Raw genomic sequence first — 24952 nt, forward strand, 5'->3', positions numbered from 1 at the left:
GACCTGGTTCGGATCCACGATTCTATGAGGAGAAACTGATGGCTATTTGGGGTGCAGACGTTCAGCAGCTTCGTCAGCTGGGCAGCAAGCTTCAGGCAGGTGCAACCGAGATCGACAACCAGAAGTCCAATCTCAACAGCCTTCTGCAGAGCACCAACTGGAAGGGCCCGGACGCGGACAAGTTCCGTGACGAATGGTCCGGTACCCACACCACCATGCTGACCAAGGTTGCCGACGCGCTCAGGGAAGCCGGCACCAAGGCCAAGCGCAACGCCGAACAGCAGGAGCAGGCCTCCAACTAGTCCCTGCGCACTGCGCACGGTCCGTCAGGCGGGTCCGGACACCCCGGGGGTGTCCGGACCCGCCGCGGTTAATGTCCTGTCCGCCCGGTGCCGTACACGCTAAGGAACGGGTTCGACGTCGTTCGCGTGTTCCAGCGGCGACGCTGCCCTGGGCAGTTCCTGGCCGGGCGGCTCCTCCCCGCGTGTTGCGCGGCCGGCCCCCGGACCGCGCAGCTCATCGACCCGGACCAGGACTACGCCTCCAACGATCAGGACGCCGCCCAGGAGTTGGATGGCCCCGGGCAGTTCGCCGAGCAGCAGCCACGCCCACACGACGGCGAAGAGGACCTCGGTCAGCGACACGAACGACGCCACCTTGGAGCCCAGCGCCCGTGCGGCCATGATGCCGGAGACGTAGGCCAGCACTGTCGCCAGGACCACGAGCCCCGCCAGTGACACCCACCAGGGCGTGATCCAGGGTCCCAGCCTGGTGTCGGCCGTGCTGAATGCCATGGGCAGCAGGCCGGTGGCAGCCGCAAGCCACATCACGGCGGCACCGACAAACAGCCCGCCCGAGGCCAGCACGATGGGCGGGAGTGTGTCATTCTCCTTTGCGGTGATGAAGAAGTAGATGGCAAGGCACACGGCAGCGGCCATGCCCCAAAGGACGCCAACAACGTCAATCTTGACGGCCCCGGTCAGGTCCAGGACCAGGACCAGGCCGGCGAGGGACAGCAGCGTCCCGCCAAAGGTCAGCAGCCGCGGCCGCTTCCGGCTGGCGGCCCAGAGCCAGAGCACAATGATCACCGGGGCAAGGTATTCGAGGAGCAGCGCCACGCCTACCGACAGCCTCGCGACTGCGTTGAAGTAGAAAAGCTGGCAGGCTGCGACGCCGATCAGCCCGAACAGCGCGATGGTCACCCAGTTGTCCCGCAGTTGATGCCAGCGGCCCCTCAGAGCGGGGATGGCGGGCACGGCGAGGATCAGGGCTGCGCCGGTGAGCCGTGCCGTAACGGCCGCCCCCGGAGTCCATCCCGATTCCAGGAGGGCCTTGGCGAAGGACCCGGAAAGGCCGAAGACCGCGGATGAAAAGAGTGCGATGCCCAGGCCGGAGGCGAGGAAGCCGCGCCTGGCCACGGGCAGACGGCCGGGCGCGCTGCGTGCAGCGGACATTGATCGGCTCCTGTCAGGAGTAAAATGGGTTATGGTCATGACAGTACGGGACGGCGCTGTAAGGAGTCAAGATGGTTTTTGCCCCTGACACTGAGGTGGCGCTGCGGACCGTGGTGAACCTGGTCAATTCAGCTGCGAACGGGAGCGAGGGCCTTGCCACCCAGGCGGACCTGGACCGGTTCCTGGCAGCCGAGGGCTTCAGCGGGTCCCGCACCCGGGACGGGGATGAGCTGGAAAGCGTCCGCCGCCTGCGCCACGAGCTTTCTGAGCTGTGGACGGCAGACGAAGATGCCGCGGTGGAGACGGTAAACCGCCTCTTGCGGGAGGCACGCGCCTTGCCCCAGCTGGTCAAGCACGACGACTGGGACTGGCACCTGCACGCCACCACGCCGGAGGCTCCGCTGGTGTACAGGATGAGCACCGAGGCCGCAATGGCCCTGGCGGACGTCATCCGCGGCAAGGAGATGGACCGGATGCGGACCTGCGAGGCGGAGGATTGTGATGCTGCCGTCCTGGACCTCAGCCGGAACAGGTCGAAGCGCTACTGCGATACCGGCAACTGCGCCAACCGCGCGCACGTCGCCGCCTACCGGGCGCGGCAGGCGGCCACCGGCTAGTGGCTGCCCCGGGTGTCCGTGCCGTCGGCCGGCGGGTCCTGCGGGCCCGGAGCTGCGCCGAAGCCGTGGGACGGCTTCCGGGCTGAACTGAGGTTCACGCCGGAGCCTTTGCCCAGGTGCTCCGCGTTCTCCTTGTGGCTCATGGCGAGCATCGCCGCCACCACCAGCGTGACGATGAATGCGATGCCGGCCGCGGTGAAGGCCAGGTCAAAGCGGGGGGCTCGGGCGCTGCCGCCGGAAGCGAAGATGACGACGGCAAGGAAAGCGATCACGGCCCAGAACGCGGAGAACATCAGCGGGCCCCTCACCGAGGTCCGCAGCTTGCGCGGTTTTCCTGGATGCTGGTCTGCCACGGTGGTTCCTCCCTGCAGGTGGCACGCCGGCCGGCCTGGTTTAAGTGTTGCGGTGGTTTGCCCGGCAAATTTTTCTACAAGAAGTAGAACCGCGCTTTCCTAGTTTACGGGTTACCGGCGGCGCTGCGGGCATCGTACCGGAGGGTCAGGCCTGACAGGACCCACAGGACACCCGAAATGATCGCTCCTCCGCCGGCCACTCCCAGCAGCGCGTGGGCGCCCAGCCCGATAAAGAACGGCAGGAGGGCTGCGGTGCCGAGGCCAATAATTCCGGAAGTGATCCAGTCGCGGGCCAGGTCATGGCGGCCGCGGAGCGTCAGCCCGATGGCCAGCTCAAGCGCTCCCGCCAGGCCGAGGCCCACGGCAGCGACCACGCCAAACAGCAGGTCCCCATGCATCAGCACCAGGGAAAATCCCGCGCCGGCCATCACCGCACCCGCGGCCGCGAGCATCTTGCCCGGCGCGGCTCCCTGGGGCAGCCCGGCGGCGGGAACAGTGCGGAGCAGCAGCACGCCGGTGGCCAGAAGGTACAGCCCTCCGGCCCATCCCATGACCTCGATGGAGGGCGCCGCCCAAAAGATGGTGAGGGCACCGAACACCAGGGCGGCCGCCGAGCGGAGCAGGACCGGCCGCCAAAGGCCGGGCCTGGCGTCGGTTCCGGAAGTGGTGCCTGCGGGTGTCCTTGGTTGCGTCACCGGTCCAGTTTAGTGGCGGCGCGCCACCGGCCGAACTTTGGGGATCCCGGGGCACTCATGCGGACCCGAGCACCATCCAGCGGTCCGACCGGGCACGCAGGCCGAGCGTCACGGCGCGGGCCGCCATGTAGCCGAGGGCAAAGGCGGCCCACAGCCAGGCCAGGCCCGCGCCGCCCCCGGCTCCCAGCAATGCAACGGCCGCAAGCATCGGCACGTAGGCGGCGAGATTCATGACGCCGGCCAGGGCAAGGTACCTGGCGTCCCCGGCACCGATCAGCACCCCGTCCAGGACGAAGACATAGCCGGCGAGGGGCTGGCCCGCGGCGAGGACCCACAGGGCGAGGGCCAGTGCCGACCTCACCTGGGGATCGGAGGTGAAGAGGGCACCGGCCCACGGGGCCGCCACCGCCAGGAGAAGTCCAGTCACTGCGCCAAAGCCAAGGCCCCAACGGACCATGGTTCCGGTGAGGAGCCGTGCCTTGCCGGCATTCGAGGCCCCCAGCTCCTTGCCGATTAGTGCCTGGGCGGCAATGGCCAGCGCATCCAGGGCAAACGCCAGGAAGGAAAATATGGTCATTGCCAGCTGGTGGGCGGCAAGGTTGACAGCGCCCTGCGAGGTAACCACAACCACCGTCGCCAGGATGGCGATCCTGAGGCTCAGGGTGCGCAGCATCAGCCAGGATCCCACGCGCGCCGTGCTGCGGATGCCCCGCCAGCTGGGCAGCAGGCCCACCCCGCTGCGTACGGCATTCCGTCGGACGATGAGAAGGTAGACACCGGCCATGGCCCACTGCGCCACGCTGGTACCCACCGCCGAGCCGGTCACGGACCATCCCAGCCCGTACACAAGCCACAGGTTCAGCACGATGTTCAGGGCGAACCCGGCAGTGGCCACCACCAGCGGCGTCCGGGTGTCCTGCAGTCCGCGGAGGAGGCCCGTGCCGGCAAAGATGAGCAGCATTGCCACCAGCCCCGGCATGGACCAGCGCAGGTAATCGACGGCGAAGGCGCGCACCTCGCCGTCCGCCCCCAGGAGTCCGACCAGCGGATCCGCCGCCAGGAAGCCGGCCACGGCGAGGACCACGCCGAGCAGCAGCGCCAGCCACACGCCGTCGCGCCCGGCCGCCAGGGCTTTCCCCAGCTGGCCGTCGCCGATGGCACGCGCCACGGCGGGAGTGGTCGAGTAGGCCAGGAAAACCATCAGGCCCACTGCGGTATGCAGCACCGCCGATGCCAGTCCGACCCCGGCCAGCTGCGCCACTCCAAGGTGGCCAATGATGGCGGAATCGGCAAGCAGGAACAGGGGTTCCGCCACCAGCGCGCCGAACGCCGGAACAGCCAGCCGAAGGATGTCGCGGGCCTGCCCCTTGCGCGGCGCAGCGGTGGCGGAGGCAGGCAGGTAAGGCACGCTGCCAGCCTAATCGGCCAGCCGCAGGCAGTCAGACTTGCATGACAAGGAACACATTATGAAGTAAATAGTTGACTCTTCAAGTATTCACGATGGACACTGGAACCATGAATCAGTCACGACTCACCACTACCGCCATCACTGCCCTCCGGATTGTCCTGGGCTTCCTTTTTGCAGCCCACGGGTGGCAGAAGTTCAACGAATGGACCATCGCAGGAACGCAGGCCTCGTTCGCCAAGATGGGCGTTCCGGCAGCGGAAATTGCCGCCCCGGCCGTTGCCGTGCTGGAGTTTGCAGGAGGCATTGCCCTGGTCCTGGGCATCCTCACCCGCGTGGTGGCCGCCCTGCTGGCCCTGAACATGCTTGGCGCCCTCTTCCTGGTGCATGCCCCGGCCGGAGTTTTTGCCGCCAACGGCGGGTATGAGCTGGTGCTGCTCCTCGCAGCTGGAGCTTTTGCCCTGGCACTGACCGGCGCAGGCCGCGCGTCGTTGGACCGCGCCCTCTTCGGCCGGAGCAACTCAAAGCTTGCCGTCCTGGCCTGAGCCACCACCTCCGGCTCGGATCCGGAAAGGCGCGACGGCGGATGGGCACCCTGGTGCGCGTCCGCCGTCGGCCGTTAACCCGCCACCAGGCCCCGCAACCGCCCCGGTCACCTGCGACACCCGGGTGTGGCTGATGCTGCCTCAACAGCCTTGCGGGAGTCACCGACCGGGGGGTAACACCGGCCGTCAGTATGATCACAGCATGACCGAGACGCCTGCCTCCAACTCAGTGACACTCCGCTTTCTGGCCGCTCCCACGGATGTGGGCCACAGCGGCTCCGTGGACGCCGGAACTGTCCTGGAGTGGGTGGACAAGGCAGCCTATGCCGCAGCCGTGGGGTGGGCGAAGTCCTACTGTGTCACCGCCTACGTGGGAAACATCCACTTCGCCGATCCCGTCAACAGCGGCGACATGGTGGAGGTCGAGGCCACCATCGTCTACACCGGACGGTCGTCGATGCACATCCGCACCGTAGTTTCCTCCGGGGATCCCAAGGGCGGTCCGGCCACCATGCGAAGCCAGTGCATGGTGATCTTCGTTGCTGTGGGCGAGGACGGAAAACCGATCCCGGTACAGCAGTTCCAACCCGTCACCGCCCAAGAGATCGAACAGCGGGACCACGCCCTGGCACGCATCAAGGTGCGTGAACAGATCGTCGAAGCCATGAACCGTCAGGAATATACGGATGCGGGAACGGCCGAACGGGTGACCTTACGGTTCATGGCCGCACCCACCGACGTGAACTGGGGCGGCAAGGTCCACGGCGGGATCGTCATGAAGTGGATCGACGAGGCCGCCTACGTGTGCGCCTCCCGGTACTGCGGCATGGACACCGTGGCGGTCTTCTCCGGCGGCGTCCGGTTCTACCGTCCGCTGCTGATTGGCCACGTGGTGGAGGTGGAGGCGCGGCTCGTCTACACCGGCACCAAGGGTATGCACATTGCCGTACATGTCCGTTCAGGCGATCCCAAGAGCCGCGAGATGAACCTCACCACGTACTGCCTGACGGTGATGGTGGCGCGCGACGCCGACGGCAACTCCGTCCCCGTACCCCCCTGGGTGCCGGCCAGCGAAGAGGACAAGAGACTGCACGCCCATGCCCGCGAACTGCTGGAAATCCGGGGAACTGCACCGGGAAACCGGCTGCCCAACCACCTGCTGGCCCAAGGCTAGGCCCGGGGCACCAGGCGGAGGATGATCCTAGAAGCCCCCGCCGCCGGCGTCGGCTGCCATGTTGGCGAACCGGGAGTAGTGGCCCTGGAAGGCAACCACGATGTCCTTGGTGGGGCCGTTACGGTGCTTGGCCACAAGGATGTCAGCTTCCCCGGCGCGGGGGGATTCCTTGTCGTAGACGTCCTCACGGTGAAGCAGGATCACCATGTCGGCGTCCTGCTCGATGGAACCCGATTCGCGGAGGTCGGAGACCATGGGCCGCTTGTCCTGGCGCTGCTCAGAGCCACGGTTGAGCTGTGACAGCGCGATCACGGGGACCTGGAGCTCCTTGGCCAGGAGCTTCAGTGCACGTGAGAACTCGGAGACCTCCTGCTGGCGGGACTCGACCTTCTTGCCGGAGCTCATCAGCTGCAGGTAGTCGAGGATCACCAGTTTGAGATCGTGCTGCTGCTTCAGGCGCCGGCACTTTGCCCGGATCTCCATCAGCGACATGTTGGGGCTGTCATCGATGAAGAGCGGGGCATCATTCATCCGGCCCATGGTGGTGGCGATCTTGGACCACTGCTCGTCCTTGATGGTGCCCTTGCGAAGGTCCTGCAGCCCGATGGTGGCCTCGGCGGACAGGAGGCGCATGGCGATCTCGTTCCGGCCCATTTCGAGCGAGAACATCACGGTGGCCAGGTTGTTCTTGATGGCTGCCGAGCGGGCGAAGTCCAGCGCGAAGGTGGATTTACCCACAGCCGGGCGGGCCGCAATCACAATCATTTGGCCTGGGTGCAGGCCGTGGGTGAGCTCATCGAGTTCGTAGAAGCCCGTGGGCACGCCGGTCATGCCCTCACCGCGGTGGCCGGAGGCTTCGATCTCATCCACCGTGGACTCCATAACGTCCTTCAGGACGACGTAGTCCTCGGCAGTGCGGCGCTCTGCCACCGCGTACACCTCGGCCTGGGCCTGGTTCACCAGGTCCTCCACCTCGCCGTCGGAGCCGTAACCCAGCTGGACGATCTTGGTGCCGGCGTTCACGAGCCGCCGGAGCACGGCCCGCTCAGCCACGATCTCGGCGTAGTAGCCGGCGTTGGCAGCGGTGGGCACGGTCTGGATCAGCTCGTGCAGGTAGGCAGGGCCGCCGATCCTGTTGATCTCTGCGCGCTTGGTGAGCTCATCGGAGACGGTCACGGCGTCCGCGGGCTCACCGCGGCCATAGAGGTCGATGATGGCCTCGTAAATGGTTTCGTGCGCCGGGCGGTAGAAGTCCTGGCCGCGAAGAATTTCCACGACGTCGGCGATGGCATCCTTGGACAGCATCATGCCGCCCAGCACGGACTGCTCGGCGGGGATGTCCTGCGGCGGCTTGCGGCTGGCTTCAGATCCGCGGGTCGTCTCTACCGGATCCAGGTGCGCGATTGACAAAGCTGCCGTCCTCCATGTGAGCCGGGGCCTTGGTGGCACCGGTGGTTAACCGTCCTGCTGGGGCGTTGCCCGAAAGCCGGGATCCGCTACCCGTCCAGGTGTACCAGCGGGGTCTGACACTTGCTGGGCATCCAGCCCTGCCGCCGCGGATTTCGAGAGTTATACCCATATCCACAGGTTTTCCACAATGGGCTTCTTCTTTGGGCTCCAGAGGTTCTACGGCTGCTGTTGTCGGCATCCATCCGGAACCACAGGAGCCCTGAAAAACAGGTACCCCGCTACGCTAGTCCCCCGTGCCGCAGGGGCAAAGTCAACAGCCGCCAGCCCCTGTGGAAAACCTGTGCACTAAGGGCCATAGCTTGTGCACAGCCTGTGGGAAAGGCTGTGGACAGGAAAAAAGTTTTGCGGCCTCAGCGCCCCTGACCTGCGGAAACACCCCCGCTGGCATGTGGAGCAAATATTTCTTCCGGGTAATTTCATCCACAGCCCGTGGCGCGGCCAGTCAAGGAAAACCGCTCCTCCCGGGTCCGTGATGTACTTCATGCCCGGCCGCAGCCGGCAGGTGCCACCTGCGTCCCCGCGTGACGGCTCAGTGAACCGTGCAGTATGCGCAGAGGTGAATACTGCTGTGGATAAACCGGATCTGGCATAAGCTCTATACATGGGCGAACTACTGCTGGTACTGCTGCCGGCGATTGTGTTGGTGGCGCTCATTTGGGGTCTTGCCACGGCCCTCAGTCCGCGGGACACGGGCTTGTCCGATGCCGAGAAATACCAGCGTGACCTGGCCGAGCGGTCAGCGCAGCACTATGCTGCCCAGGTCCAGGCCGCCACGGCGGCCCGGGCACGCCTGGAGTCCATCACGCGGCCAAGCCAAAATACCCAGGCGATGCATTCAGATCTGGCCCCTGCCAGGAAGTACACAGAACGGCGTTAGAAAATGGAATCGCTTGTGGTCCCTGTCCTCATCTTCCTGGCCGTGGCTGCCGGAGTCACGTTGGCGGCCCGCGCCATCAGCAGGCGGAAGGCCTCCGCGGGCGCCCAGCCGCAGGCACCCGCAGCCACCGCGGCCGACCTGGCCCGCACAGCGTCTGCCAAACTTTCCGAGGACGAACACCGGCGGCTCTACGCCCTGATCGCACAGGGCCAGGCCATGGCCGCCATCAAGCTGTACTACGAAGCCACCGGCGACGGACTGCGCGCCTCACGCGATGCCGTTGGAGCGCTTGCAGCGCACCCGCAACCGTACCGTGGCGCGGAGGCGTCCCCTGCCGAGACTGAAGACGACGATGACGAGCCGCAGCGGTTCCCGTACCGCTACCGCGCCATTGCCAGCAAGGGTGACGTGACCCGCGAGGTCAGCAGCAACATGCTTAACGACGAAATCTATGGCCGGATCCGCACCCTCGCCCGCAACGGCGACACGGAGGCTGCCGCCTCGGCCCTTACGCGGCACTCCGATATTTCCATGAAGCAGGCCCGGGAGTTCATCGAACTGCTGGACGACTAAGGCCTTCCGGGCAGTTCATCCAGCCTTGGTCGGGCAGACGCCTTCTCGTGCTGCACGGCTACCTCAGCGTCAGGACGAGCTTGGGTGCGGCCGCGCTGCCGGCCTCCTTGGAGCTGAGGTCCAGGCCGTCGCTGCTGCCGGTATCCAGGCCCAGCGAAAGCTGCTGGCCGAGCTCACCGGCCAGGCCTGCCAGCGTGAGCGGAACGTTGTAGCTGGTGTTGGCCGTCGTCGGGCCGAATGTCGCGATGCTGCTCCCCAGCGCGGGGCGGTTGGTGTACGTGATCCCGCCCTCCGTCCAGGTGTCATCGGCCACCAGCTTGACGCTCTGCATACCTTTGGACCCGCTCCCGGCGCTGCGCAGCTGCAGTGTCGCGCTCTCCAGGGTGCGGCCCGCGTACGCCGACAGGTCGAACTTCAGGTAGGTGACCTCCACTGGGCTCTTGTCCACTCCCAGCAGGGTACTTGACCCGTAGTTCGTCGCCGTCGATGTTCCCGCCACGTAACTGTCCGCCGTGGCCGTGAGCGTGACGGTTTCCGGTGTGCCGCCGCCACCCGCCGAGGCCGTCGTGAACGTCCACGTCTTGTCCGAGGCCAGCGCGTTCCCGGCGGCATCCTTGACCCCGGTGGACCCGCCCTCGATCGTGGCCGTGTACACGGTGCCGGCCGCCAGGTCCGAACCAGGGTTCAGCGTCGCGACGTTGCCTGCGCTGTTGAGGGTCACCGAGGCTGCCACCGCCCCCGTCCCGGACTCCAAGGTAAATGTGCCCGACCCAACGGTCGACGTATCCATCGCCTCGGAGAACGTGGCAGTCACGTCCGCGGACACCGCCACGCCGGTGGCACCATCAGCGGGGGATGTGCCCGTCACCACCGGAGCGGTTGTATCGCCACCACCGCTGCCCCCACTGGGATCATAAAAGTGCCAGTACCGGCTGGTGGCGTTCACATCCGCGAGCAGCAGCAGGCCGCTGCTGGCTGTGCCCCGCGCCAAGCTGTTGAGGTTCTGCTTCGTCGACGTCACGTTGTGGACATACTGGTCGGCATCGACGATCCGGGCAGTCTTGGCGGTGCTGAAGCTGATGTTGGCCAGCGGCGTGGACTTCTCGTAGATCGCACCGCCTGAACTGGTGCAGACGCCGGCGTTCGTGGTGCCGCTTGGCTTCGGATAGGTGGCGAAGGTCCGCAACATTTGGGTGCTCTCGTCGATCAGGACGATCACCCGGTTGGGGCACTCGGCCACAGTCGCGATCGTATTAGCCGACCATGTGGTTCCGTTCAACGCCAAGAGCTGGATCAGCGGCTGGGCTGCCGAGGTGAACGACGTCTTGATGGCGGCGAAGACCCGGCCGCCCGAGGAGTCAAGCCATTTCAGGTTCATATGGTCGTCACCGCTGCGCTGTCCCGAGACAGCAGCCTCTGGCGCAGTCCAGTCGGTATTCGAGGCGCCATCCACGTGGTAGCTCCAGTACATGCCGTCGGAGGAATCATCGACCTGCCGGCTCCACATCACGCCTATCCTGCCGGGGCCGAACGCGATCACCGCGGACGAGTCGTCGACAGACACGTTGCTCAGCGCCGCGGGATGCGGGAAGGGTGTCCCCCAGGTCGCGCCGTCCGTGCCCGTGACATTGAGGTAGATACGGTTTCCCTGCTGCCAGGTGGCCCACACGCGGCCGGTCGAATCCTTGTCGATTGACAGGGTCTCAACGCGATAGTTGTTGATGTTTGTAGCGCTCTGCAGCGAGTACGTCTTTGTACTTGGATCGTAGCTGAACCGCCGCATCGTCGACGGGAAATTGGGCTCAGCCGGCAAACCGTCGTTGACAAACCGGTAGCTCGCCACAAAGAGCGTTGTCCCGTCCCACAGCACGTCATGATGGGTGTTCGCCCGGGTATCCGTTGCCACTCCGGTATCAACCCACGCGCTCGTGGCGGCATTGAACCGGAAGATATGGAAATCCGAACTGGCCGTGTCCCAGAGGTTCCCCCACCAGAGGCCATCGTTGAACCACAACGCACTTGTCGCCCGCTTGGTGCCCGTCGGCGTTCCCGTACCCGAGTGGGACGGGCCCTCGACCCCCACGTCACCCTCGGCCGCCGACGCCCCCACCGGAACCACCACAGCACCGAGGGCAAGCATCAGCGCGGCCATCAGTGCAGTGAGCCATGGGGTGCGTGGCCGGGGGGGTCGCGCATCATCGGGGCAAGCACCTCCCCGGCTGACAGCATGAAAACGCCGACCTCTGACATGTCCGCCCATGTGCGCTCCCCGGAGTTGAACATCGGTTCCCCACGCTCGTTCAGTGTCAACCGTGCAAACGTTAATTGCAACCCCTAATTCGAAAGGGACATTGCCTCATGCGGGGCGGCGGGCGTCACCCGTTTCCGGAGATGCCGGCCAGCAGCTGCTCGAAAGGGAGGGACTCCATCGGAGCGGGCTTCCGGCCCGGCTGGGGCCCCTCGAGGAGCCGCGTAAACTCCCCTGCCGCCCGGTCGATGCGGTCCGAAAGTGAAGAGCCGCCGTCGTCCGTGGTGCCCCAGTCCTGCGGACCCGCAAAGACGCCCGTGGCAACAATCCTGGTGCGCAGGTAGCTGAACAGCGGGCGCAGGGCGTAATCCAGGACCATCTGGTGGCGGTCCGTGCCGCCGGTAGCGCCCAGCAGGACGGCCTTGTCGTCCAGTGACTTGGGGTCAAGGACGTCGATAAAGGATTTGAACAGGCCGCTGTAGGACGCGCTGAACACCGGCGTCACCGCGATGATCCCGTCCGAGGCTTCCACGCCTGCTATCACCTCGGCCAGCCGGGGTGCGGCGTAACCAGTGACGAAATTGTTGGCGATGTCCACGGCCAGGTCGCGGAGCTCGACGACGTCCACCCGCACGCTGAGGCCGGCGCCGGTCAGGTGCCGCTCGGCTGCGGCGGCCAGCTGGTCTGCCAGCAGCCTGCTCGACGACGGTACGCCGAGTCCGGCGGAAAGGACTGTGATGCGGCGGGTCTCCATGGCATTCTCCTGTTGCTCGATCATTCCAGCATATATGCATATGCATCTACATGGTGAACAGCAGGAGGCAACGGGGTATTCCCGCTAGAGAAGCACTGACCCCCGGATGCAGGTGGTGGAGTGTCCACCCACCCAAATGCCGCCGTCGTCCGCTTTGATATGGACGCGGCCTGCGCGGCCCAGGGCTGTCCCCTGGGCCGCCACGTACTCACGCGGAGCCCTGTTGCTGCCGATCAGCCACTGCGCCGCACCCGCATTAAAACTGCCGGTGACGGGATCCTCCACCATGGCGTCGCCCGGGATGAACGTGCGGACTTCGAAGTCTGCGCCGCCATCCGCCCGCCCCGGACCGATAATCCCGATCTTGAGATTGCCCAGGGCCGCGAGGTCAGGCCTCACAGCCCTGACATGCTCCGCGGAACCCAGCAGCACACCGATCCACTCCGGGCCATTCACCAGCCACGACGCATCCACCACATCGGTTTCAGGCAGGCGGAGCCCCGCAGCGATCCGGCTCCGGATGGCCCCGTCCACCGGACCACAACGGGTCAAGGGGGGAGCTGCGAAGGCGAGTCCCCCGTCGTCGCGCTTGACGCGGACCAGCCCCGCACCGCACTCCTGGACCACGAAGTCCTCCGATTGCGGCGTTCCCCCACACTCAAGCCACGTGTGGGCAGACCCCAGCGTGGGGTGACCGGCGAAGGGGAATTCCTCACTTCCGGTAAAGATCCGCACCCGGTAGTCCGCACGCGGATCGGTGGGGGGCAACAGGAACGTGGTCTCCGCCAGGTTGGTCCAGTTGGCGAACTGCTGCATCCGCTGCGGCGTCAGCCCCTCTGCATCAGCGACGACGGCGAGCGGGTTTCCGCGGTAGGCCTCGCTGGAGAAGACGTCGACCTGGTGGAACGGGCGGCTGCGGGCTGGAATTTCGGTGCTGTTCACCGTACGAAGCTATCAAGCAAAAGACCCCCGCCGCCGGAATCCGGCAGCGGGGGTCTTTCCAGCAGTCAGGGACTACTTGCCAGCCACGACATCGAGTTCGATGACAGCGGCAACATCCTCGTGCAGACGGACGTTGGCCTGGTAGGAACCTACCGACTTGATGTGCACGGGCAGTTCAACCTTGCGCTTGTCGATGCTGCCGAGGCCAGCGGCCTCGACGGCGTCAGCGACGTCGCCCTGCTTGACGGTGCCGAACAGGCGTCCGGTTTCGCCGGCCTTGACGACGAGCTTGACCGGCTTGGAGGACAGTGCAGCAGCCTGCTTCTGAGCATCTTCCAGGGAAGCGTGCTCGCGGGCAGCGCGGGCAGCCTTGATGGACTCAACCTGCTTTTCGCCACCCTTCGACCAGGTCAGGGCGAAGTTGCGCGGCAGCAGGTAGTTACGTGCGTAACCGTCCTTGACCTCGACAACGTCGCCAGCAGCACCGAGACCGGTTACTTCGTGGGTCAGAATGAGCTTTGCCATGTTAGTTAATCCCTTCCTTAGCCGCGGCCAGCGCCGGAGTAAGGCAGCAGAGCAACTTCGCGGGCGTTCTTGATTGCCTGAGCGATCTTGCGCTGTTCCTGCACCGTGACGCCAGTGACGCGACGGGCGCGGATCTTTCCGCGGTCGGAGATGAACTTGCGCAGCAATGCTACGTCCTTGTAGTCGATGACAGTGATGTCAGCGGCCTTCAAGGGGTTGGACTTTGGTTTGGGCTTACGGAGTTCAGCCTTAGCCATCGTGGAGCTCCTATTCTAGGGAGCCCGTGGATGTTGATCCACGGGATGGTGGTGGTCCGACGGCGGCAGTCACCTCGGTGCCTGGAGGCACTTTCGGCTGTCCCGGCGTCGGGCCTTAATGGGGTGTTTAGAAGGGAGGTTCGGAATCGGGGCCGTTGCCCCAGCCGCCTGCGTTGGAGACGCCGGGCGTTGCCCAGGGGTCGTCCTGCGCAGCCTGCTGGTTGCCGCCGCCCCAGCCTCCACCGGAGTTGCCGCCCTGGTTTCCACCAGAGTTGCCGCCTCCGAAGCCGCCGCCGCTGTTGCCGCCGCCGAAGCCACCCTGGGCGCCGCTTCCGGCACCCCCAGCGCCGGAGCGCTGGGTGCGGTTGACCTTTGCATTGGCGTAGCGCAGGCTGGGGCCGATTTCGTCGACCTCAAGCTCGATAACGGTGCGCTTTTCGCCTTCTTTTGTTTCGTAGGAACGGCTCTTCAGGCGGCCGGTCACAATCACACGCATGCCCTTGGTCAGGGACTCGGCGACGTTCTCGGCTGCTTCACGCCAGACAGCGGCGCGGAGGAACAGGGTTTCCCCGTCCTTCCACTCGTTGGACTGGCGATCAAAGGTACGCGGGGTGGAAGCGATGGTGAAGTTCGCTACTGCTGAACCGGACGGTGTGAACCGCAATTCCGGATCATTGGTGAGATTACCGATGACCGTAATGGTGGTCTCGCCTGCCATCTACTGCCTCCTTGTTGATCCTGGGTGAAGGGTGCGTTCCTGCGGTAAAGAATGAAGAATCGGTGCTGAAATTACTCAGCAACAACCTTCTGCTCTTCGGGGCGGGTGATCTTGGTGCGCATGATGGTCTCGTTAAGAGACAGCTGGCGGTCAAGTTCCTTGGCGGTGTCCGGCTTGGCGGTGAAGTTCACCACGGCGTAGATACCTTCAGACTTCTTCTTGATGTCGTAAGCCAGACGGCGACGGCCCCAGATGTCAACCTTTTCGATGGTTCCACCATCGTTGGTGATGACGTTCAGGAACTTCTGAAGCGACGGCTCAACGGTACGCTCTTCGACCTCGGGGTCGATGATTACCATCAATTCGTAAGGACGCATATGTGAACCCACCTCCTTTGGGCTAAGCGGTTACGGCATTTCCGTAACAGGAGGTTCATTTGCGATGCCATGCAAGGCCCCGCCGCCGGAAGGGAGGCAGGACGCAGCACAGACTTCAATATCTTAGTGCATCTGGACCGGATAGGCGATTCGCGCTTGACTCAAGGTTATGGCCGTGCTGGCGAAGGTTGCAGCATCCACGGCTCCTATGTGGAAAACGTGCAGCCGGCATCCTTCCTGCATAAAGAAACCGCCCGCACCGGCGAGCCAGGTGCGGCTGCGGGTGCGGGCGGTTCAATGCCAGGCGGACAAGCAAAGAAATTACGACGCCGAAGTGGACTCCACTGCCGGCTCGGGGGTTGGGCGATCCCGCAGATCCCCGCCACCCGGACGCGTACCGGACTTGCGGTAGCGCCACACGCCGACGGACACCACAACAGCCGCCAGCGCCACCGACAGCAGCAGGGACTCCCGGGTGGATTCCAGGATGACCATACCGATCAGCAGTGCCACGATGCTGACGATGGAAAGCCACGTCAGGTAGGGAAAGAGCCACATCTTCAGCTCCAGATCCTTGCCTGCGGCACCCATGCGCTTGCGGAGGATCAGTTGGGAGGACGCGATGACCAGCCACACGAACAGGGCGATGGCACCTGAGGTGTTGACCAGGAAGAGGAATACCGTGTCGGGTGCAATGTAGTTCAGGCCTACCGTCACAAAACCCACCACGGTGGAGGCGAGCACGGCAGCGCCCGGGACGCCCCGCGGGGAGATTCTGGTCCAGGCGGCCGGAGCGTCTCCCCGCTTGGACAGCGAGAAGAGCATGCGGCTGGCGGTGTACAGGCCGGAGTTGAGGCAGGACAGGACGGACGTGAGGACCACGATGTCCATGATCGTGCCGGCTCCCGGGATTCCGAACAGTTCAATGACTGCAACGTAGGGGCTCTTGGCAACGCTGGCGTCATTCCAGGGCAGCAGGGTGACAACGATGGCGATGGATCCGATGTAGAAGACCAGGATGCGCCAGACGGTGGACTTGACGGCCTTCTTGACGGCGTCCACCGGGTTCTCCGATTCACCTGCGGCGATGGTGGCGATCTCCGCACCGAAGAAGGAGAAGACCACCACCAGGATGCCGGCCAGCACAGCGCCCGGTCCGTTCGGAAGGAACCCGCCGTTGTCGATCAGGTTGCTGAGCCCCGGAGCCGGGACGCCGGGGACGAACCCCAGGATGGCGGCGGCGCCGAACAGCAGGAAAAGCACGATTGCGGCGACCTTGATGGAAGCGAACCAGAACTCGAATTCACCGTAGGACTTAACGGATCCAAGGTTGGTCAGCGTCAGCAGGACCATCAGGATGAGCGCCCAGATCCACTGGTCGATCCCGGGTACCCAGCGGTGCATAATGGCCGCGCCGGCCGTTGCTTCGATGCCCAGCACGATGATCCAGAACCAGGCGTACAGCCATCCGATGCTGAAGCCGGCCCAGCGGCCTAGCGCTTTGTCGGCGTAGGTGGAAAACGAGCCCGTCTCCGGGTTGGCCGCGGCCATTTCACCGAGCATGCGCATCACCAGGATCACCACGACGCCGGCGGCCATGTAGGCGAGCAGGATCCCCGGTCCCGCCTGCTGGATGGCGGCGCCGGAGCCGACAAACAGGCCGGCGCCAATGACGCCCGCAATCGCGATCATGGACAGGTGCCGCGGCTTAAGCGACTTGGCTAATTGCTGGTCAGCGGGCATGGGAGCGCCGTCCTTCGTGGGTATGCAGATGGTATTGGCAGGCAGGGGCTTGCCGGCGAGATTGAGGACCGCTCCGCTCAGTGGGGCCGGTCACACCTTTCTCTCACTGTAAATGGCGCGGAGAAGTGGATGCGCTGTGCATCGGCACAGCCTTGGGCCACCCAATTTTGGCCATGGCCCAAGTGCGAGTACCCACAGGAATCAGAAGAAGCCCTCCAGACAACAAGGAAACACGAAGGAAATAGTCCCCAGCCCCGTATCCCCTAGTGACTTTCCGCACGGTTTCCCCCATTGCCCCCGGCAAATTTGGAGGTCTACATTGGCTTCCACCCGCACTCAAGCGGGACGCCAGAGCAGCGGTACGCCGTCGAGGACTACCTGCGCCACCAAGGACCTGAATATGCACACAGCAATAGTTCGCCATCCCGTTCCGCAAGCCCTGGCCTTGGCCGTTGCCCTTGTCCTGGGCCTTATGGCGGCTGGCGGCACAGCCCAGGCGGCAGAGAATTACGGCTACCAGAGCATCAGTTACTCGGGGGTGGCCAACACGCCGACCTCCGACAAGCCGCAGAGCAAGCTGTGGTGGAACGACGGATCCTGGTGGGCCGATATGTGGACCACGGGAACCGGCTGGCAAATCTACCGGCTCGACAGGGCAACCAAGACGTGGGTGAGCACCGGGGTTACCAACGACACCAGGAGCAGCACGCTGTCCGACACGTTGTGGGACGGCAACAAACTGTACATCGCCTCCCATGTGGCAACCATCTCCGGGGACTCCGGCTCAAAGGCGTCACTCACAGGGCAGCCTGCCAAGCTGTACCGATACAGCTACGCTGCCGGCAAATACACGCTGGACTCCGGTTTTCCCAGCAACATCAATAACAACAGCAGCGAATCCATGACCATCGACAAGGACACTACAGGTGCTGTGTGGGCCACATGGACGCAGGTGTCGGGGAGCTCAACTTCCGGGTTCACCAGCAGCGTTTATGTCAATTCGGTGAACCCTGGCACAACAACCTGGGGGACACCGTTTGTCCTGCCGGTCGCCGATCCGAACCCGGCTCCGGATGACATTTCGGCCATCGTCGCCTTTGGAAACAACAAGATCGGTGTGATGTGGAGCGATGCTCCCGCTGGAACCGTGTACTGGGCCACCCGCACGGATGGAACCTCTCCTTCCGCAGCATCATCATGGAAGGTGCAGCCCGCGGTACAGGGCAAAGGCCAGGCCGACGATCATTTGAATATCAAGGCACTCCTGGCTGACTCGGCAGGACGTGTGTACGCGGCGGTGAAGACGAGCCTGGATTCTTCGACTGACAAGACGCTTCCGCAATTGCAGCTGTTGGTCTTCCGGCCGGGAACCGGCTCCTTCACGCGATCCACCATCGCCACTCTTGCCGATTGCGTGACCCGTCCCCAGATCCTGCTGGATACAACCAACAACGTGGTGCGGGCCTTCCACACTGCACCATCCACGTCGGTTTCGGGATGCGCATACTCAGGAGTCCCCGGCAGTATCTACGAGAAGACTGCATCCATGGACAATCCCGTTTTTGGCAGCGGCCGCGGCACCCCCGTGATTCAGGACGGGGCATCTGCGAACATCAACGACGTCACCACCACCAAGCAGGGCGTCAACGCCACCACAGGCGTCGTCGTGATGGCGAGCAACAAAGCCACCCAGCGCTACTGGTTCTCGGACCGGTCGCTTGGAACGGCCCCTCCGCCGGGTGATACGACGGCTCCGGTGGTGTCGGGCACGTCCCCGGCAGATGGTGCTACCGGCGTGGCGGTGTCCACAAACGTGACTGCCACGTTCTCCGAAGCGATGAACGCATCAACCATTACCTCGAGCACGTTCACCCTCAAGACAGGGACGACGACGGTGACGGCCGCGGTGAGCTACAACAGCACAGGCAACACCGCAACGCTGAACCCAGGCGCGGACCTGGCAGCCGACACCACCTACACGGCAACCATCAAGGGCGGCTCCACCGGGGCGAAGGATGCCGCCGGCAACGCGCTGGCCTCAGACAAGACCTGGACCTTCACCACGGCCACCGCCGGCGGCGGGGGCGGCACACCGGAAACCGTCACCCTCACCGCCACGGCGGACAGCTGGGTCGCGGGCGGAGCGGCAGCAACGAACTACGGCACGAGTACCTCGCTGAGCGTAGACAACAGCCCGGTGGAGGTCACCTACCTGAAATTCGACCTCTCAGCCTACGCGGGCCGGACCGTGGAGAGCGCAACACTGCAACTGCGCAGCGCCGGCAGCGGGTCCATAGGCAAACAGAACATCAAACTCGTCACCGATGACAGCTGGACCGAAGGCGGAATCACCTACAACAACCGCCCCGCGCCCGGCACCAGCATCGGCACGCTCGGCCCCACAGCAGCCAACAGCAACTACAGCGTCCCGCTCACCGCCAACGCCCTGACCGGCGACCTCGGCCAACAACTCTCCCTCGCCCTGGACTCCACCAGCACCGACGGCCTGGACCTCAACTCCAAGGAAGCCGGCAGCACCACCGCACCCAAACTCGTCCTCACCCTGTCCGGGAGCGGCAGTGGTGGCGGTGGTGGCGGTGATACGACGGCTCCGGTGGTGTCGGGCACGTCCCCGGCAGATGGTGCTACCGGCGTGGCGGTGTCCACAAACGTGACTGCCACGTTCTCCGAAGCGATGAACGCATCAACCATTACCTCGAGCACGTTCACCCTCAAGACAGGGACGACGACGGTGACGGCCGCGGTGAGCTACAACAGCACAGGCAACACCGCAACGCTGAACCCAGGCGCGGACCTGGCAGCCGACACCACCTACACGGCAACCATCAAGGGCGGCTCCACCGGGGCGAAGGATGCCGCCGGCAACGCGCTGGCCTCAGACAAGACCTGGACCTTCACCACGGCCACCGCCGGCGGCGGGGGCGGCACACCGGAAACCGTCACCCTCACCGCCACGGCGGACAGCTGGGTCGCGGGCGGAGCGGCAGCAACGAACTACGGCACGAGTACCTCGCTGAGCGTAGACAACAGCCCGGTGGAGGTCACCTACCTGAAATTCGACCTCTCAGCCTACGCGGGCCGGACCGTGGAGAGCGCAACACTGCAACTGCGCAGCGCCGGCAGCGGGTCCATAGGCAAACAGAACATCAAACTCGTCACCGATGACAGCTGGACCGAAGGCGGAATCACCTACAACAACCGCCCCGCGCCCGGCACCAGCATCGGCACGCTCGGCCCCACAGCAGCCAACAGCAACTACAGCGTCCCGCTCACCGCCAACGCCCTGACCGGCGACCTCGGCCAACAACTCTCCCTCGCCCTGGACTCCACCAGCACCGACGGCCTGGACCTCACCTCCAAGGAAGCCGGCAGCACCACCGCACCCAAACTCGTCCTCACCCTGAGCTAGGCCAGGGTGAGGCGGCCCGGCTGCAGGTAACCGCAATTTCCACATTCTTACCCCCGGGCAGCCACAAGCCCCCTGTTTTATCGGACCGCGGCATCCGGCCCCGTACTAGCTTTGCAACACGCCAAAGCGGCACAGAGACACAGGAAACCCGCCGGAAAAGGGGCAATCATGGCAGAAGAAAAGGTCTTTCGAATCGACCCGGCCGCACCAGGCCCTTCCGTCGCACCTGCCCATTCAGCACGTCAACCTGCAGGAGGGATCGGATCCTTGAGTAATCAGGATATTAGCGGCAGCGACGTACCAGCCGCCGGAATGGGACTGAGGGACTACGCCCGCGTCGCGAGGACGTACTGGAAGCACATTGCGGTTGTGACCCTGATCGTCACCCTGCTGGCCACGGCGTGGAGCACGTTTCGCCCCCGCATCTATGCCGCCGAAGCCAGCGCAGTTGTTATTGCGGTGGGAACCGACAACGTCAGCAGCCTGCTGGCCGGCGACACCCTGGCCAAAGCAAGGGCAAAGAACTACAAGTCATTGGCTGAATCCCGGCTCGTGGCGGACAACGTGCGCCTCTCCACTGGCCTGAACATGTCCAGCGACGCCCTGCTGGGTGCCATCTCTGTTACCGTTCCCCGCGACACAGCCGAAGTCCGGATCACTGCCGAGTCTCCGGATCCGACGATTGCCCAACGAGTTGCAGATGCGTGGATCATCGAACTGAGCAAGCAGGTCCAGGAAAGGGAGAAGGCCGCCACAGCTGCGTCAGGCCAGCCCCTCGAAGCAGTCACGCCGCCGCTCTCCCTTGTACCGCTGGATCCAGCGGCCTTGCCAACCACACCCGTCTCTCCCGGCGTCGCAATGACAGCTGTGTACGGGGCAGCATTGGGCCTCCTTCTGGCCTACGCTTCCGCACTCCTTCGCGACCGCCTCGACCGCCGCCTGCATTCCGCGGCTGAAGTGGAACACCTCTTCTCCGTACCGGTCATAGGCGCCCTGCCGGTCGACCTCCGGCTGACGGGGGAGAACAAGGTCCTGGGAGGCGTCCCAGCCGCTCCCACACCCGGTTCACGGGCACAGAGCCCTGCTTTCGCCGAGGCGCTCCGGGAACTCCGCACCAACCTGACTTTCCTTGACGTGGACAACCCGCCCCGGATCATCGTCGTCACGAGCTCGGTGAGCGGGGAAGGCAAGTCAACTATTGCAGCCAACCTGGCCTCCGCGATGTCGGCCGGAGGGGAACAGGTCATCGTTGTCGACGGCGACCTGCGGCACCCCAGCATGGCCAAGATCTTTGACGTAATTCCCGGAATAGGCATTACCGACGTCCTTACCGGAAAAGCAGAGGTAGATGACGTTCTCCAGCAACGGAGCGATCTGCCCAACCTGTCGATTTTGGGCTCCGGCCGGATCCCGCCCAATCCCACCGAGCTCCTCGGCTCACATGCCATGAAACAGCTGATCGAATCCCTGTCCGAAAAAGGCATCGTGATCATTGACGCTCCGCCGCTGCTGCCGGTGACTGATGCCGTGCTCCTTGCCAGGATCGCGGACGGCGCCATTGTGGTTGTAAAGGCTGGCCGGACAACCAAGGATCAGCTGACAAAGTCGCTGGGGAACATCCGGAAGGTGCATGGAGCCGTACTTGGAACCCTTCTGAACTGCGTGCCCGCAAAGGAGTTTGACGGCTACTCGTACTACACCTCGGATCCTGATTCCGCGGACAGCGACCCGTCCGGGGACGACGCGGACGACTCACCTGTAGTGATTGAGCCCGAAAGCCCCCCTGCGTTCCGTGGTTCCAGCAGGGAACAGACTTCGCGGAGCGTCACGTCCTACTAGGCACCATCCACCGCCTGCAGCTGCCCCGTGCGCCCTATCCGAGCCAACCCGGTCACGCGCGCACGGGCCGACACACTCATCTAGGAGAACCCATGTCCAAGTCTGTCGTCGTCATCGGGACACGCGGCTACCCAAGTTACTATGGCGGCTTTGAGACTGCAGTCCGGCGCCTGGCACCATTCCTCGCCGATGCCGGCTGGGACGTCAACGTCTACTGCCGGGCAGGCCAAACCAAGGACGACGACGAGGCACGCGACCCCCGCATCCGAACCACCAGGACAGTGGGGCTTGAGAGCAAGTCGCTGAGCACCCTCTCCTTCGGGCTGTCTTCGGTCCTCCACGCCCTGTGGCACAAGCCCCAGGTGGCACTCGTCATGAACGTTGCCAACGGCTTTTTCCTGCCGCTGCTGAAGCTTCGCGGGATACCAACCGTGGTGAACGTGGACGGAATCGAGTGGGAACGCGCCAAGTGGAACCGCTTCGCCAAGTTCGTCTTCCGGCTGGGCGCCCGGCTGACGGCCCGTTACGGCACCATCCTGATCAGCGACTCCCTGGAGATCCAGCGCCGCTGGAAGCGGGACTTCGGGCGCAAGAGCGTCTTCATTCCTTACGGCGCCAACCTCGCCAGCCCCAGCGAGGTTGTTCCTGGCCTCGAACCGGAATCCTATGTGCTCATGGTGGCCCGGTTTGTTCCCGAGAACACGGTGTCTGAGTTTTTCCAGGCAGCTGAACGCCTGGCGGAGCAACATCCTGTGGTGATCGTGGGATCCAGCGGATATGGCGGGCCGCTGGATGAGGCCGCCCAGCGGCTGGGTGAACATCCCAACGTCCAGTGGCTCGGCCACGTCAGTGATGACAAGAAGCTCCTCTCACTCTGGCATCATGCCGGAGCGTATTTCCACGGCCACAGCGTAGGCGGGACCAATCCAGCCCTGGTCCAGGCGATGGCCTGCGGAGCACCGGTCGTTGCCCGGCAGACGCCATACAACGCCGAGGTCCTGCGGGCGGATGAGCACCTGGTGGCACCGGATCCGCTTGCCATCGAGAGCGCATTGCGGCGCATGCTGACTGACCACGATCTGCGGGCGAAGGCCCGGGCAGCAAACCAGGCCCGCGCAGCCACCCATTATGACTGGGACGATGTGTGCCGGAGATATGAACTGACACTCCAGGAAGCGGTCCTGGGGGAGAAAGCGGCCAAGATCGGCAGCGAGGTGCGTCAATGACCTTTGGATTACGCCCGAGCGCACCTGAATCAGCCGGACAAATATGCAGCGGAACCCCCCGAATACTGGTCTTGAATCCCCTGGGAGTGGCCTTAAGCCATTACACCGAGGCACTTTTGCATCAATTAGCCGATGCCGGAATAGAAACAGAATTGTTTTCCATTACCGAACCTTCCCAGTCCGGTAAAAGCCGCTTTCAGTGGCTCGGCGCATATACCGCAATGCTTTATGCTGCGGGACGGCGGACACGAAAAAGGAATTCACCTGAAAGGGTGCTCCTCACGTGGCCGGTTCTGGGGTTCCTGGACCTCCTGATGATGAAAGTCCTTTGCGGCGACTCAGGGGTTGTTATTTACCACGATCCACAACCGCTCGTCCGGTCCGTGGGCAGCAGCCCCCTGGTGGCGGGCCTCGTTCGACGGGTGAAGAAGCGGCCCGGAACGGTGGTACACAGCGATGAAGCTGCCCAGGCCATGGACGCCGTCGGACTCACCGGGGGCCTGGCGCAGGTGCCCCATCCAATGCTTCCCCCGGCCGGAGCAGCCAAGGACGCCGCCTTTGGCGGGCAGTCCGGGAAAAGGCCGCGGGTTCGCGTGCTGGGCCAGTACAAGGCCGACCGGGACATTGACCTCCTGAAATCACTGGCCGGCAGGCTTGGCCCGAAATGCGACCTCGACATAGTGGGCCGTGGCTGGCCTCCCGTCGAGGGTTGGCATGTCGATGCCCGCTTCGTCCCGGAGGACGAGCTGGAGGAACTGATCGTCTCCAGCGACACCATAGTCATCCCGTATAAGCGCTTCTACCAAAGCGGCATAGCCATGCGCGCTCTTGAACACGGCGTTCCGATTGTCGGTCGCGTCGGGACGAGCCTTGAGAAACTGTACGGACCGCAATCACGGCTCCTGGTCGCGGCGGACCACGTGGTGCCCGGCCAGGAGGTCGAGGCGTGGGCAGCCGCCATCGAGTATGCAATGGGCCAAGGAAGAACCGAAACGGTCCTCGCGGCCAAACTCTTTCATGAGGAGGCGTCCGAGAGCTGGCGCGCCTTCGGCCGCCGCATGCTGGCCGAAGGATTTGCCAGGGGCTGACCCGGCCTTCCTGCAGGAGAATACCCGCATGACGAAGTTCCTGATCTCGTTCCCCAGTGACGCCATGGTGGTCCCCGCCGAGGACTTCGAGGCGGTGGTCGAAGCCGCGCACGCCGTCATCGGCGAGGCCAAGGCGGCGGGCGTGTACGTCTTCGGCGGCGGGATCGATGAGAACGTGGCACCCGTGCGCGTGGCCGGTGACGGCACCGTCACCGAGGGCACGTACCCAGGCCATGCAGTAGCCGACGGCGGCTACACGGTCCTCGAGCTGCCCTCCAGGGAAGCGGCCTTTGAATGGGCTGCCAAGATCGCCGTCGCCTGCCGCTGCCCCCAAGAGGTCCGGCAGTTCCAGTACGACCCCGAGAGCTGACGGAGGCAACCTGGCTCTTCGCGGTTCGTGGGGAAATGGATCCCTGGAATGAGCGTCATGCCGCCGTCCTGACGGCACTTCTCAAGAGAATAACCGATTTGTAGTTGGCGGCGTTGCGGTACCCGCGGGCGGTTCGTTTGATGTTCTTTATTGCGGTGTTGTTCGCCTCGACCTTGCCTGTCGTGGCGCCGGTAATGATCAGCACCTCGATCTCCTTCCACCACCGGCAGACTGTACGGTACAGCCTGTTCGTCTCCGGCCGTGCGGCTTCC

General features: G+C 64.5%; 25 protein-coding genes. 11 read left to right on the forward strand and 14 right to left on the reverse strand.

The window, feature by feature from the left end:
• Positions 1 to 38: 38 nt before the first annotated feature.
• Entirely contained in the window at positions 39 to 302 is a 264-nt protein-coding gene (locus NFU08_RS15120) for a WXG100 family type VII secretion target (protein WP_104186801.1), read from the forward strand.
• Between the two features lie 99 nt (positions 303 to 401).
• On the opposite strand, the gene NFU08_RS15125 is transcribed toward NFU08_RS15120, so the two are convergent.
• Positions 402 to 1454, reverse strand: coding sequence for a DMT family transporter (locus tag NFU08_RS15125; RefSeq protein ID WP_251424464.1), 1053 nt, complete (start codon positions 1452 to 1454; stop codon positions 402 to 404).
• 71 nt (positions 1455 to 1525) lie between these two features.
• On the opposite strand from NFU08_RS15125, the gene NFU08_RS15130 reads away from it, so the two are divergent.
• On the forward strand, positions 1526 to 2071 hold the full coding sequence (locus NFU08_RS15130) for an ABATE domain-containing protein (RefSeq protein WP_104186797.1): 546 nt from the start codon (positions 1526 to 1528) through the stop codon (positions 2069 to 2071).
• Here the strand turns inward: NFU08_RS15130 and NFU08_RS15135 are convergent.
• The 3 genes from NFU08_RS15135 to NFU08_RS15145 form a co-directional block, all read right to left on the reverse strand.
• Positions 2068 to 2424 carry a hypothetical protein gene (locus NFU08_RS15135; RefSeq protein ID WP_251424466.1) on the reverse strand — a complete coding sequence of 119 codons (357 nt, stop codon included), beginning with the start codon at positions 2422 to 2424 and terminating at the stop codon, positions 2068 to 2070. The two genes, NFU08_RS15130 and NFU08_RS15135, sit on opposite strands and share 4 nt — an antisense overlap.
• A gap of 104 nt (positions 2425 to 2528) precedes the next feature.
• Positions 2529 to 3119: a hypothetical protein gene (locus tag NFU08_RS15140; protein WP_251424467.1), complete on the reverse strand. Its 591-nt coding sequence runs from the start codon at positions 3117 to 3119 to the stop codon at positions 2529 to 2531.
• Between the two features lie 55 nt (positions 3120 to 3174).
• Positions 3175 to 4527, reverse strand: coding sequence for an MATE family efflux transporter (locus tag NFU08_RS15145; protein ID WP_251424470.1), 1353 nt, complete (start codon positions 4525 to 4527; stop codon positions 3175 to 3177).
• A 107-nt stretch (positions 4528 to 4634) separates the two neighbouring features.
• Between NFU08_RS15145 and NFU08_RS15150 the strand changes: the two genes are divergently transcribed.
• Positions 4635 to 5069 (forward strand): DoxX family protein, encoded by a 435-nt coding sequence (locus tag NFU08_RS15150; RefSeq protein WP_251424472.1) that lies wholly within the window; start codon positions 4635 to 4637, stop codon positions 5067 to 5069.
• A 202-nt stretch (positions 5070 to 5271) separates the two neighbouring features.
• Positions 5272 to 6243 (forward strand): acyl-CoA thioesterase, encoded by a 972-nt coding sequence (locus NFU08_RS15155; protein WP_251424474.1) that lies wholly within the window; start codon positions 5272 to 5274, stop codon positions 6241 to 6243.
• A 27-nt stretch (positions 6244 to 6270) separates the two neighbouring features.
• On the opposite strand, the gene dnaB is transcribed toward NFU08_RS15155, so the two are convergent.
• The gene (dnaB, locus tag NFU08_RS15160) at positions 6271 to 7653 is read right to left on the reverse strand and encodes a replicative DNA helicase (RefSeq protein WP_066272593.1); all 1383 of its coding nucleotides are present in this window, start codon (positions 7651 to 7653) and stop codon (positions 6271 to 6273) included.
• A gap of 661 nt (positions 7654 to 8314) precedes the next feature.
• Between dnaB and NFU08_RS15165 the strand changes: the two genes are divergently transcribed.
• Together NFU08_RS15165 and NFU08_RS15170 are read left to right on the forward strand one after the other, a co-directional pair.
• On the forward strand, positions 8315 to 8590 hold the full coding sequence (locus NFU08_RS15165; RefSeq protein ID WP_066272598.1) for a hypothetical protein: 276 nt from the start codon (positions 8315 to 8317) through the stop codon (positions 8588 to 8590).
• A 3-nt stretch (positions 8591 to 8593) separates the two neighbouring features.
• Entirely contained in the window at positions 8594 to 9163 is a 570-nt protein-coding gene (locus NFU08_RS15170; RefSeq protein ID WP_251424477.1) for a hypothetical protein, read from the forward strand.
• Positions 9164 to 9221: 58 nt separating this feature from the next.
• Here NFU08_RS15170 and NFU08_RS15175 read toward each other — a convergent pair whose 3' ends face one another.
• The 8 genes from NFU08_RS15175 to NFU08_RS15210 form a co-directional block, all read right to left on the reverse strand.
• Positions 9222 to 11315: an Ig-like domain-containing protein gene (locus NFU08_RS15175; protein ID WP_174177818.1), complete on the reverse strand. Its 2094-nt coding sequence runs from the start codon at positions 11313 to 11315 to the stop codon at positions 9222 to 9224.
• A 223-nt stretch (positions 11316 to 11538) separates the two neighbouring features.
• Positions 11539 to 12165 (reverse strand): FMN reductase, encoded by a 627-nt coding sequence (locus tag NFU08_RS15180; protein ID WP_251424499.1) that lies wholly within the window; start codon positions 12163 to 12165, stop codon positions 11539 to 11541.
• An 84-nt stretch (positions 12166 to 12249) separates the two neighbouring features.
• A complete protein-coding gene (locus NFU08_RS15185; protein WP_251424479.1) occupies positions 12250 to 13107 on the reverse strand; it encodes a PhzF family phenazine biosynthesis protein in 858 nt (285 codons plus the stop codon).
• A gap of 72 nt (positions 13108 to 13179) precedes the next feature.
• Positions 13180 to 13632, reverse strand: coding sequence for a 50S ribosomal protein L9 (rplI, locus tag NFU08_RS15190; RefSeq protein WP_104186774.1), 453 nt, complete (start codon positions 13630 to 13632; stop codon positions 13180 to 13182).
• A 17-nt stretch (positions 13633 to 13649) separates the two neighbouring features.
• Complete coding sequence (gene rpsR, locus NFU08_RS15195; protein ID WP_003800144.1) at positions 13650 to 13889, reverse strand: 30S ribosomal protein S18; 240 nt, start codon at positions 13887 to 13889, stop codon at positions 13650 to 13652.
• A 127-nt stretch (positions 13890 to 14016) separates the two neighbouring features.
• Positions 14017 to 14607 carry a single-stranded DNA-binding protein gene (locus NFU08_RS15200; protein WP_066272611.1) on the reverse strand — a complete coding sequence of 197 codons (591 nt, stop codon included), beginning with the start codon at positions 14605 to 14607 and terminating at the stop codon, positions 14017 to 14019.
• Between the two features lie 71 nt (positions 14608 to 14678).
• Positions 14679 to 14984 carry a 30S ribosomal protein S6 gene (gene rpsF, locus NFU08_RS15205; protein ID WP_050683795.1) on the reverse strand — a complete coding sequence of 102 codons (306 nt, stop codon included), beginning with the start codon at positions 14982 to 14984 and terminating at the stop codon, positions 14679 to 14681.
• A gap of 321 nt (positions 14985 to 15305) precedes the next feature.
• On the reverse strand, positions 15306 to 16727 hold the full coding sequence (locus tag NFU08_RS15210) for an amino acid permease (protein ID WP_251424480.1): 1422 nt from the start codon (positions 16725 to 16727) through the stop codon (positions 15306 to 15308).
• Positions 16728 to 17127: 400 nt separating this feature from the next.
• Here NFU08_RS15210 and NFU08_RS15215 point away from each other — a divergent pair, with 400 nt between their 5' ends.
• From NFU08_RS15215 to NFU08_RS15235, 5 genes are all read left to right on the forward strand, one after another.
• On the forward strand, positions 17128 to 20157 hold the full coding sequence (locus tag NFU08_RS15215; RefSeq protein ID WP_251424483.1) for an Ig-like domain-containing protein: 3030 nt from the start codon (positions 17128 to 17130) through the stop codon (positions 20155 to 20157).
• A 267-nt stretch (positions 20158 to 20424) separates the two neighbouring features.
• A complete protein-coding gene (locus tag NFU08_RS15220; RefSeq protein ID WP_251424485.1) occupies positions 20425 to 21996 on the forward strand; it encodes a polysaccharide biosynthesis tyrosine autokinase in 1572 nt (523 codons plus the stop codon).
• Between the two features lie 92 nt (positions 21997 to 22088).
• Positions 22089 to 23222: a glycosyltransferase gene (locus tag NFU08_RS15225; protein ID WP_174178462.1), complete on the forward strand. Its 1134-nt coding sequence runs from the start codon at positions 22089 to 22091 to the stop codon at positions 23220 to 23222.
• Positions 23223 to 23494: 272 nt separating this feature from the next.
• On the forward strand, positions 23495 to 24310 hold the full coding sequence (locus tag NFU08_RS15230; RefSeq protein WP_174178464.1) for a glycosyltransferase: 816 nt from the start codon (positions 23495 to 23497) through the stop codon (positions 24308 to 24310).
• 28 nt (positions 24311 to 24338) lie between these two features.
• Positions 24339 to 24680: a YciI family protein gene (locus tag NFU08_RS15235; protein WP_251424487.1), complete on the forward strand. Its 342-nt coding sequence runs from the start codon at positions 24339 to 24341 to the stop codon at positions 24678 to 24680.
• Positions 24681 to 24735: 55 nt separating this feature from the next.
• On the opposite strand, the gene NFU08_RS15240 is transcribed toward NFU08_RS15235, so the two are convergent.
• Positions 24736 to 24952, reverse strand: a 217-nt coding sequence (locus NFU08_RS15240) for a transposase (RefSeq protein WP_251424489.1), incomplete at its 5' end; no start/stop codon positions are given.

Source organism: Pseudarthrobacter sp. NCCP-2145, assembly GCF_023708005.1.
Classification (GTDB): domain Bacteria; phylum Actinomycetota; class Actinomycetes; order Actinomycetales; family Micrococcaceae; genus Arthrobacter; species Arthrobacter oxydans.

Coding starts and splice junctions, on each gene's coding strand:
- NFU08_RS15170 (WP_251424477.1), top strand. CDS start 8,594: ATGGAATCGCTTGTGGTCCCTGTCCTCATCTTCCTGGCCGTGGCTGCC.
- NFU08_RS15200 (WP_066272611.1), bottom strand. CDS start 14,607: ATGGCAGGCGAGACCACCATTACGGTCATCGGTAATCTCACCAATGAT.
- rplI (WP_104186774.1), bottom strand. CDS start 13,632: ATGGCAAAGCTCATTCTGACCCACGAAGTAACCGGTCTCGGTGCTGCT.
- NFU08_RS15180 (WP_251424499.1), bottom strand. CDS start 12,165: ATGGAGACCCGCCGCATCACAGTCCTTTCCGCCGGACTCGGCGTACCG.
- NFU08_RS15150 (WP_251424472.1), top strand. CDS start 4,635: ATGAATCAGTCACGACTCACCACTACCGCCATCACTGCCCTCCGGATT.
- NFU08_RS15210 (WP_251424480.1), bottom strand. CDS start 16,727: ATGCCCGCTGACCAGCAATTAGCCAAGTCGCTTAAGCCGCGGCACCTG.
- NFU08_RS15225 (WP_174178462.1), top strand. CDS start 22,089: ATGTCCAAGTCTGTCGTCGTCATCGGGACACGCGGCTACCCAAGTTAC.
- NFU08_RS15175 (WP_174177818.1), bottom strand. CDS start 11,315: ATGGCCGCGCTGATGCTTGCCCTCGGTGCTGTGGTGGTTCCGGTGGGG.
- rpsF (WP_050683795.1), bottom strand. CDS start 14,984: ATGCGTCCTTACGAATTGATGGTAATCATCGACCCCGAGGTCGAAGAG.
- NFU08_RS15120 (WP_104186801.1), top strand. CDS start 39: ATGGCTATTTGGGGTGCAGACGTTCAGCAGCTTCGTCAGCTGGGCAGC.
- NFU08_RS15235 (WP_251424487.1), top strand. CDS start 24,339: ATGACGAAGTTCCTGATCTCGTTCCCCAGTGACGCCATGGTGGTCCCC.
- NFU08_RS15165 (WP_066272598.1), top strand. CDS start 8,315: ATGGGCGAACTACTGCTGGTACTGCTGCCGGCGATTGTGTTGGTGGCG.
- NFU08_RS15130 (WP_104186797.1), top strand. CDS start 1,526: ATGGTTTTTGCCCCTGACACTGAGGTGGCGCTGCGGACCGTGGTGAAC.
- NFU08_RS15155 (WP_251424474.1), top strand. CDS start 5,272: ATGACCGAGACGCCTGCCTCCAACTCAGTGACACTCCGCTTTCTGGCC.
- NFU08_RS15125 (WP_251424464.1), bottom strand. CDS start 1,454: ATGTCCGCTGCACGCAGCGCGCCCGGCCGTCTGCCCGTGGCCAGGCGC.
- NFU08_RS15215 (WP_251424483.1), top strand. CDS start 17,128: ATGCACACAGCAATAGTTCGCCATCCCGTTCCGCAAGCCCTGGCCTTG.
- rpsR (WP_003800144.1), bottom strand. CDS start 13,889: ATGGCTAAGGCTGAACTCCGTAAGCCCAAACCAAAGTCCAACCCCTTG.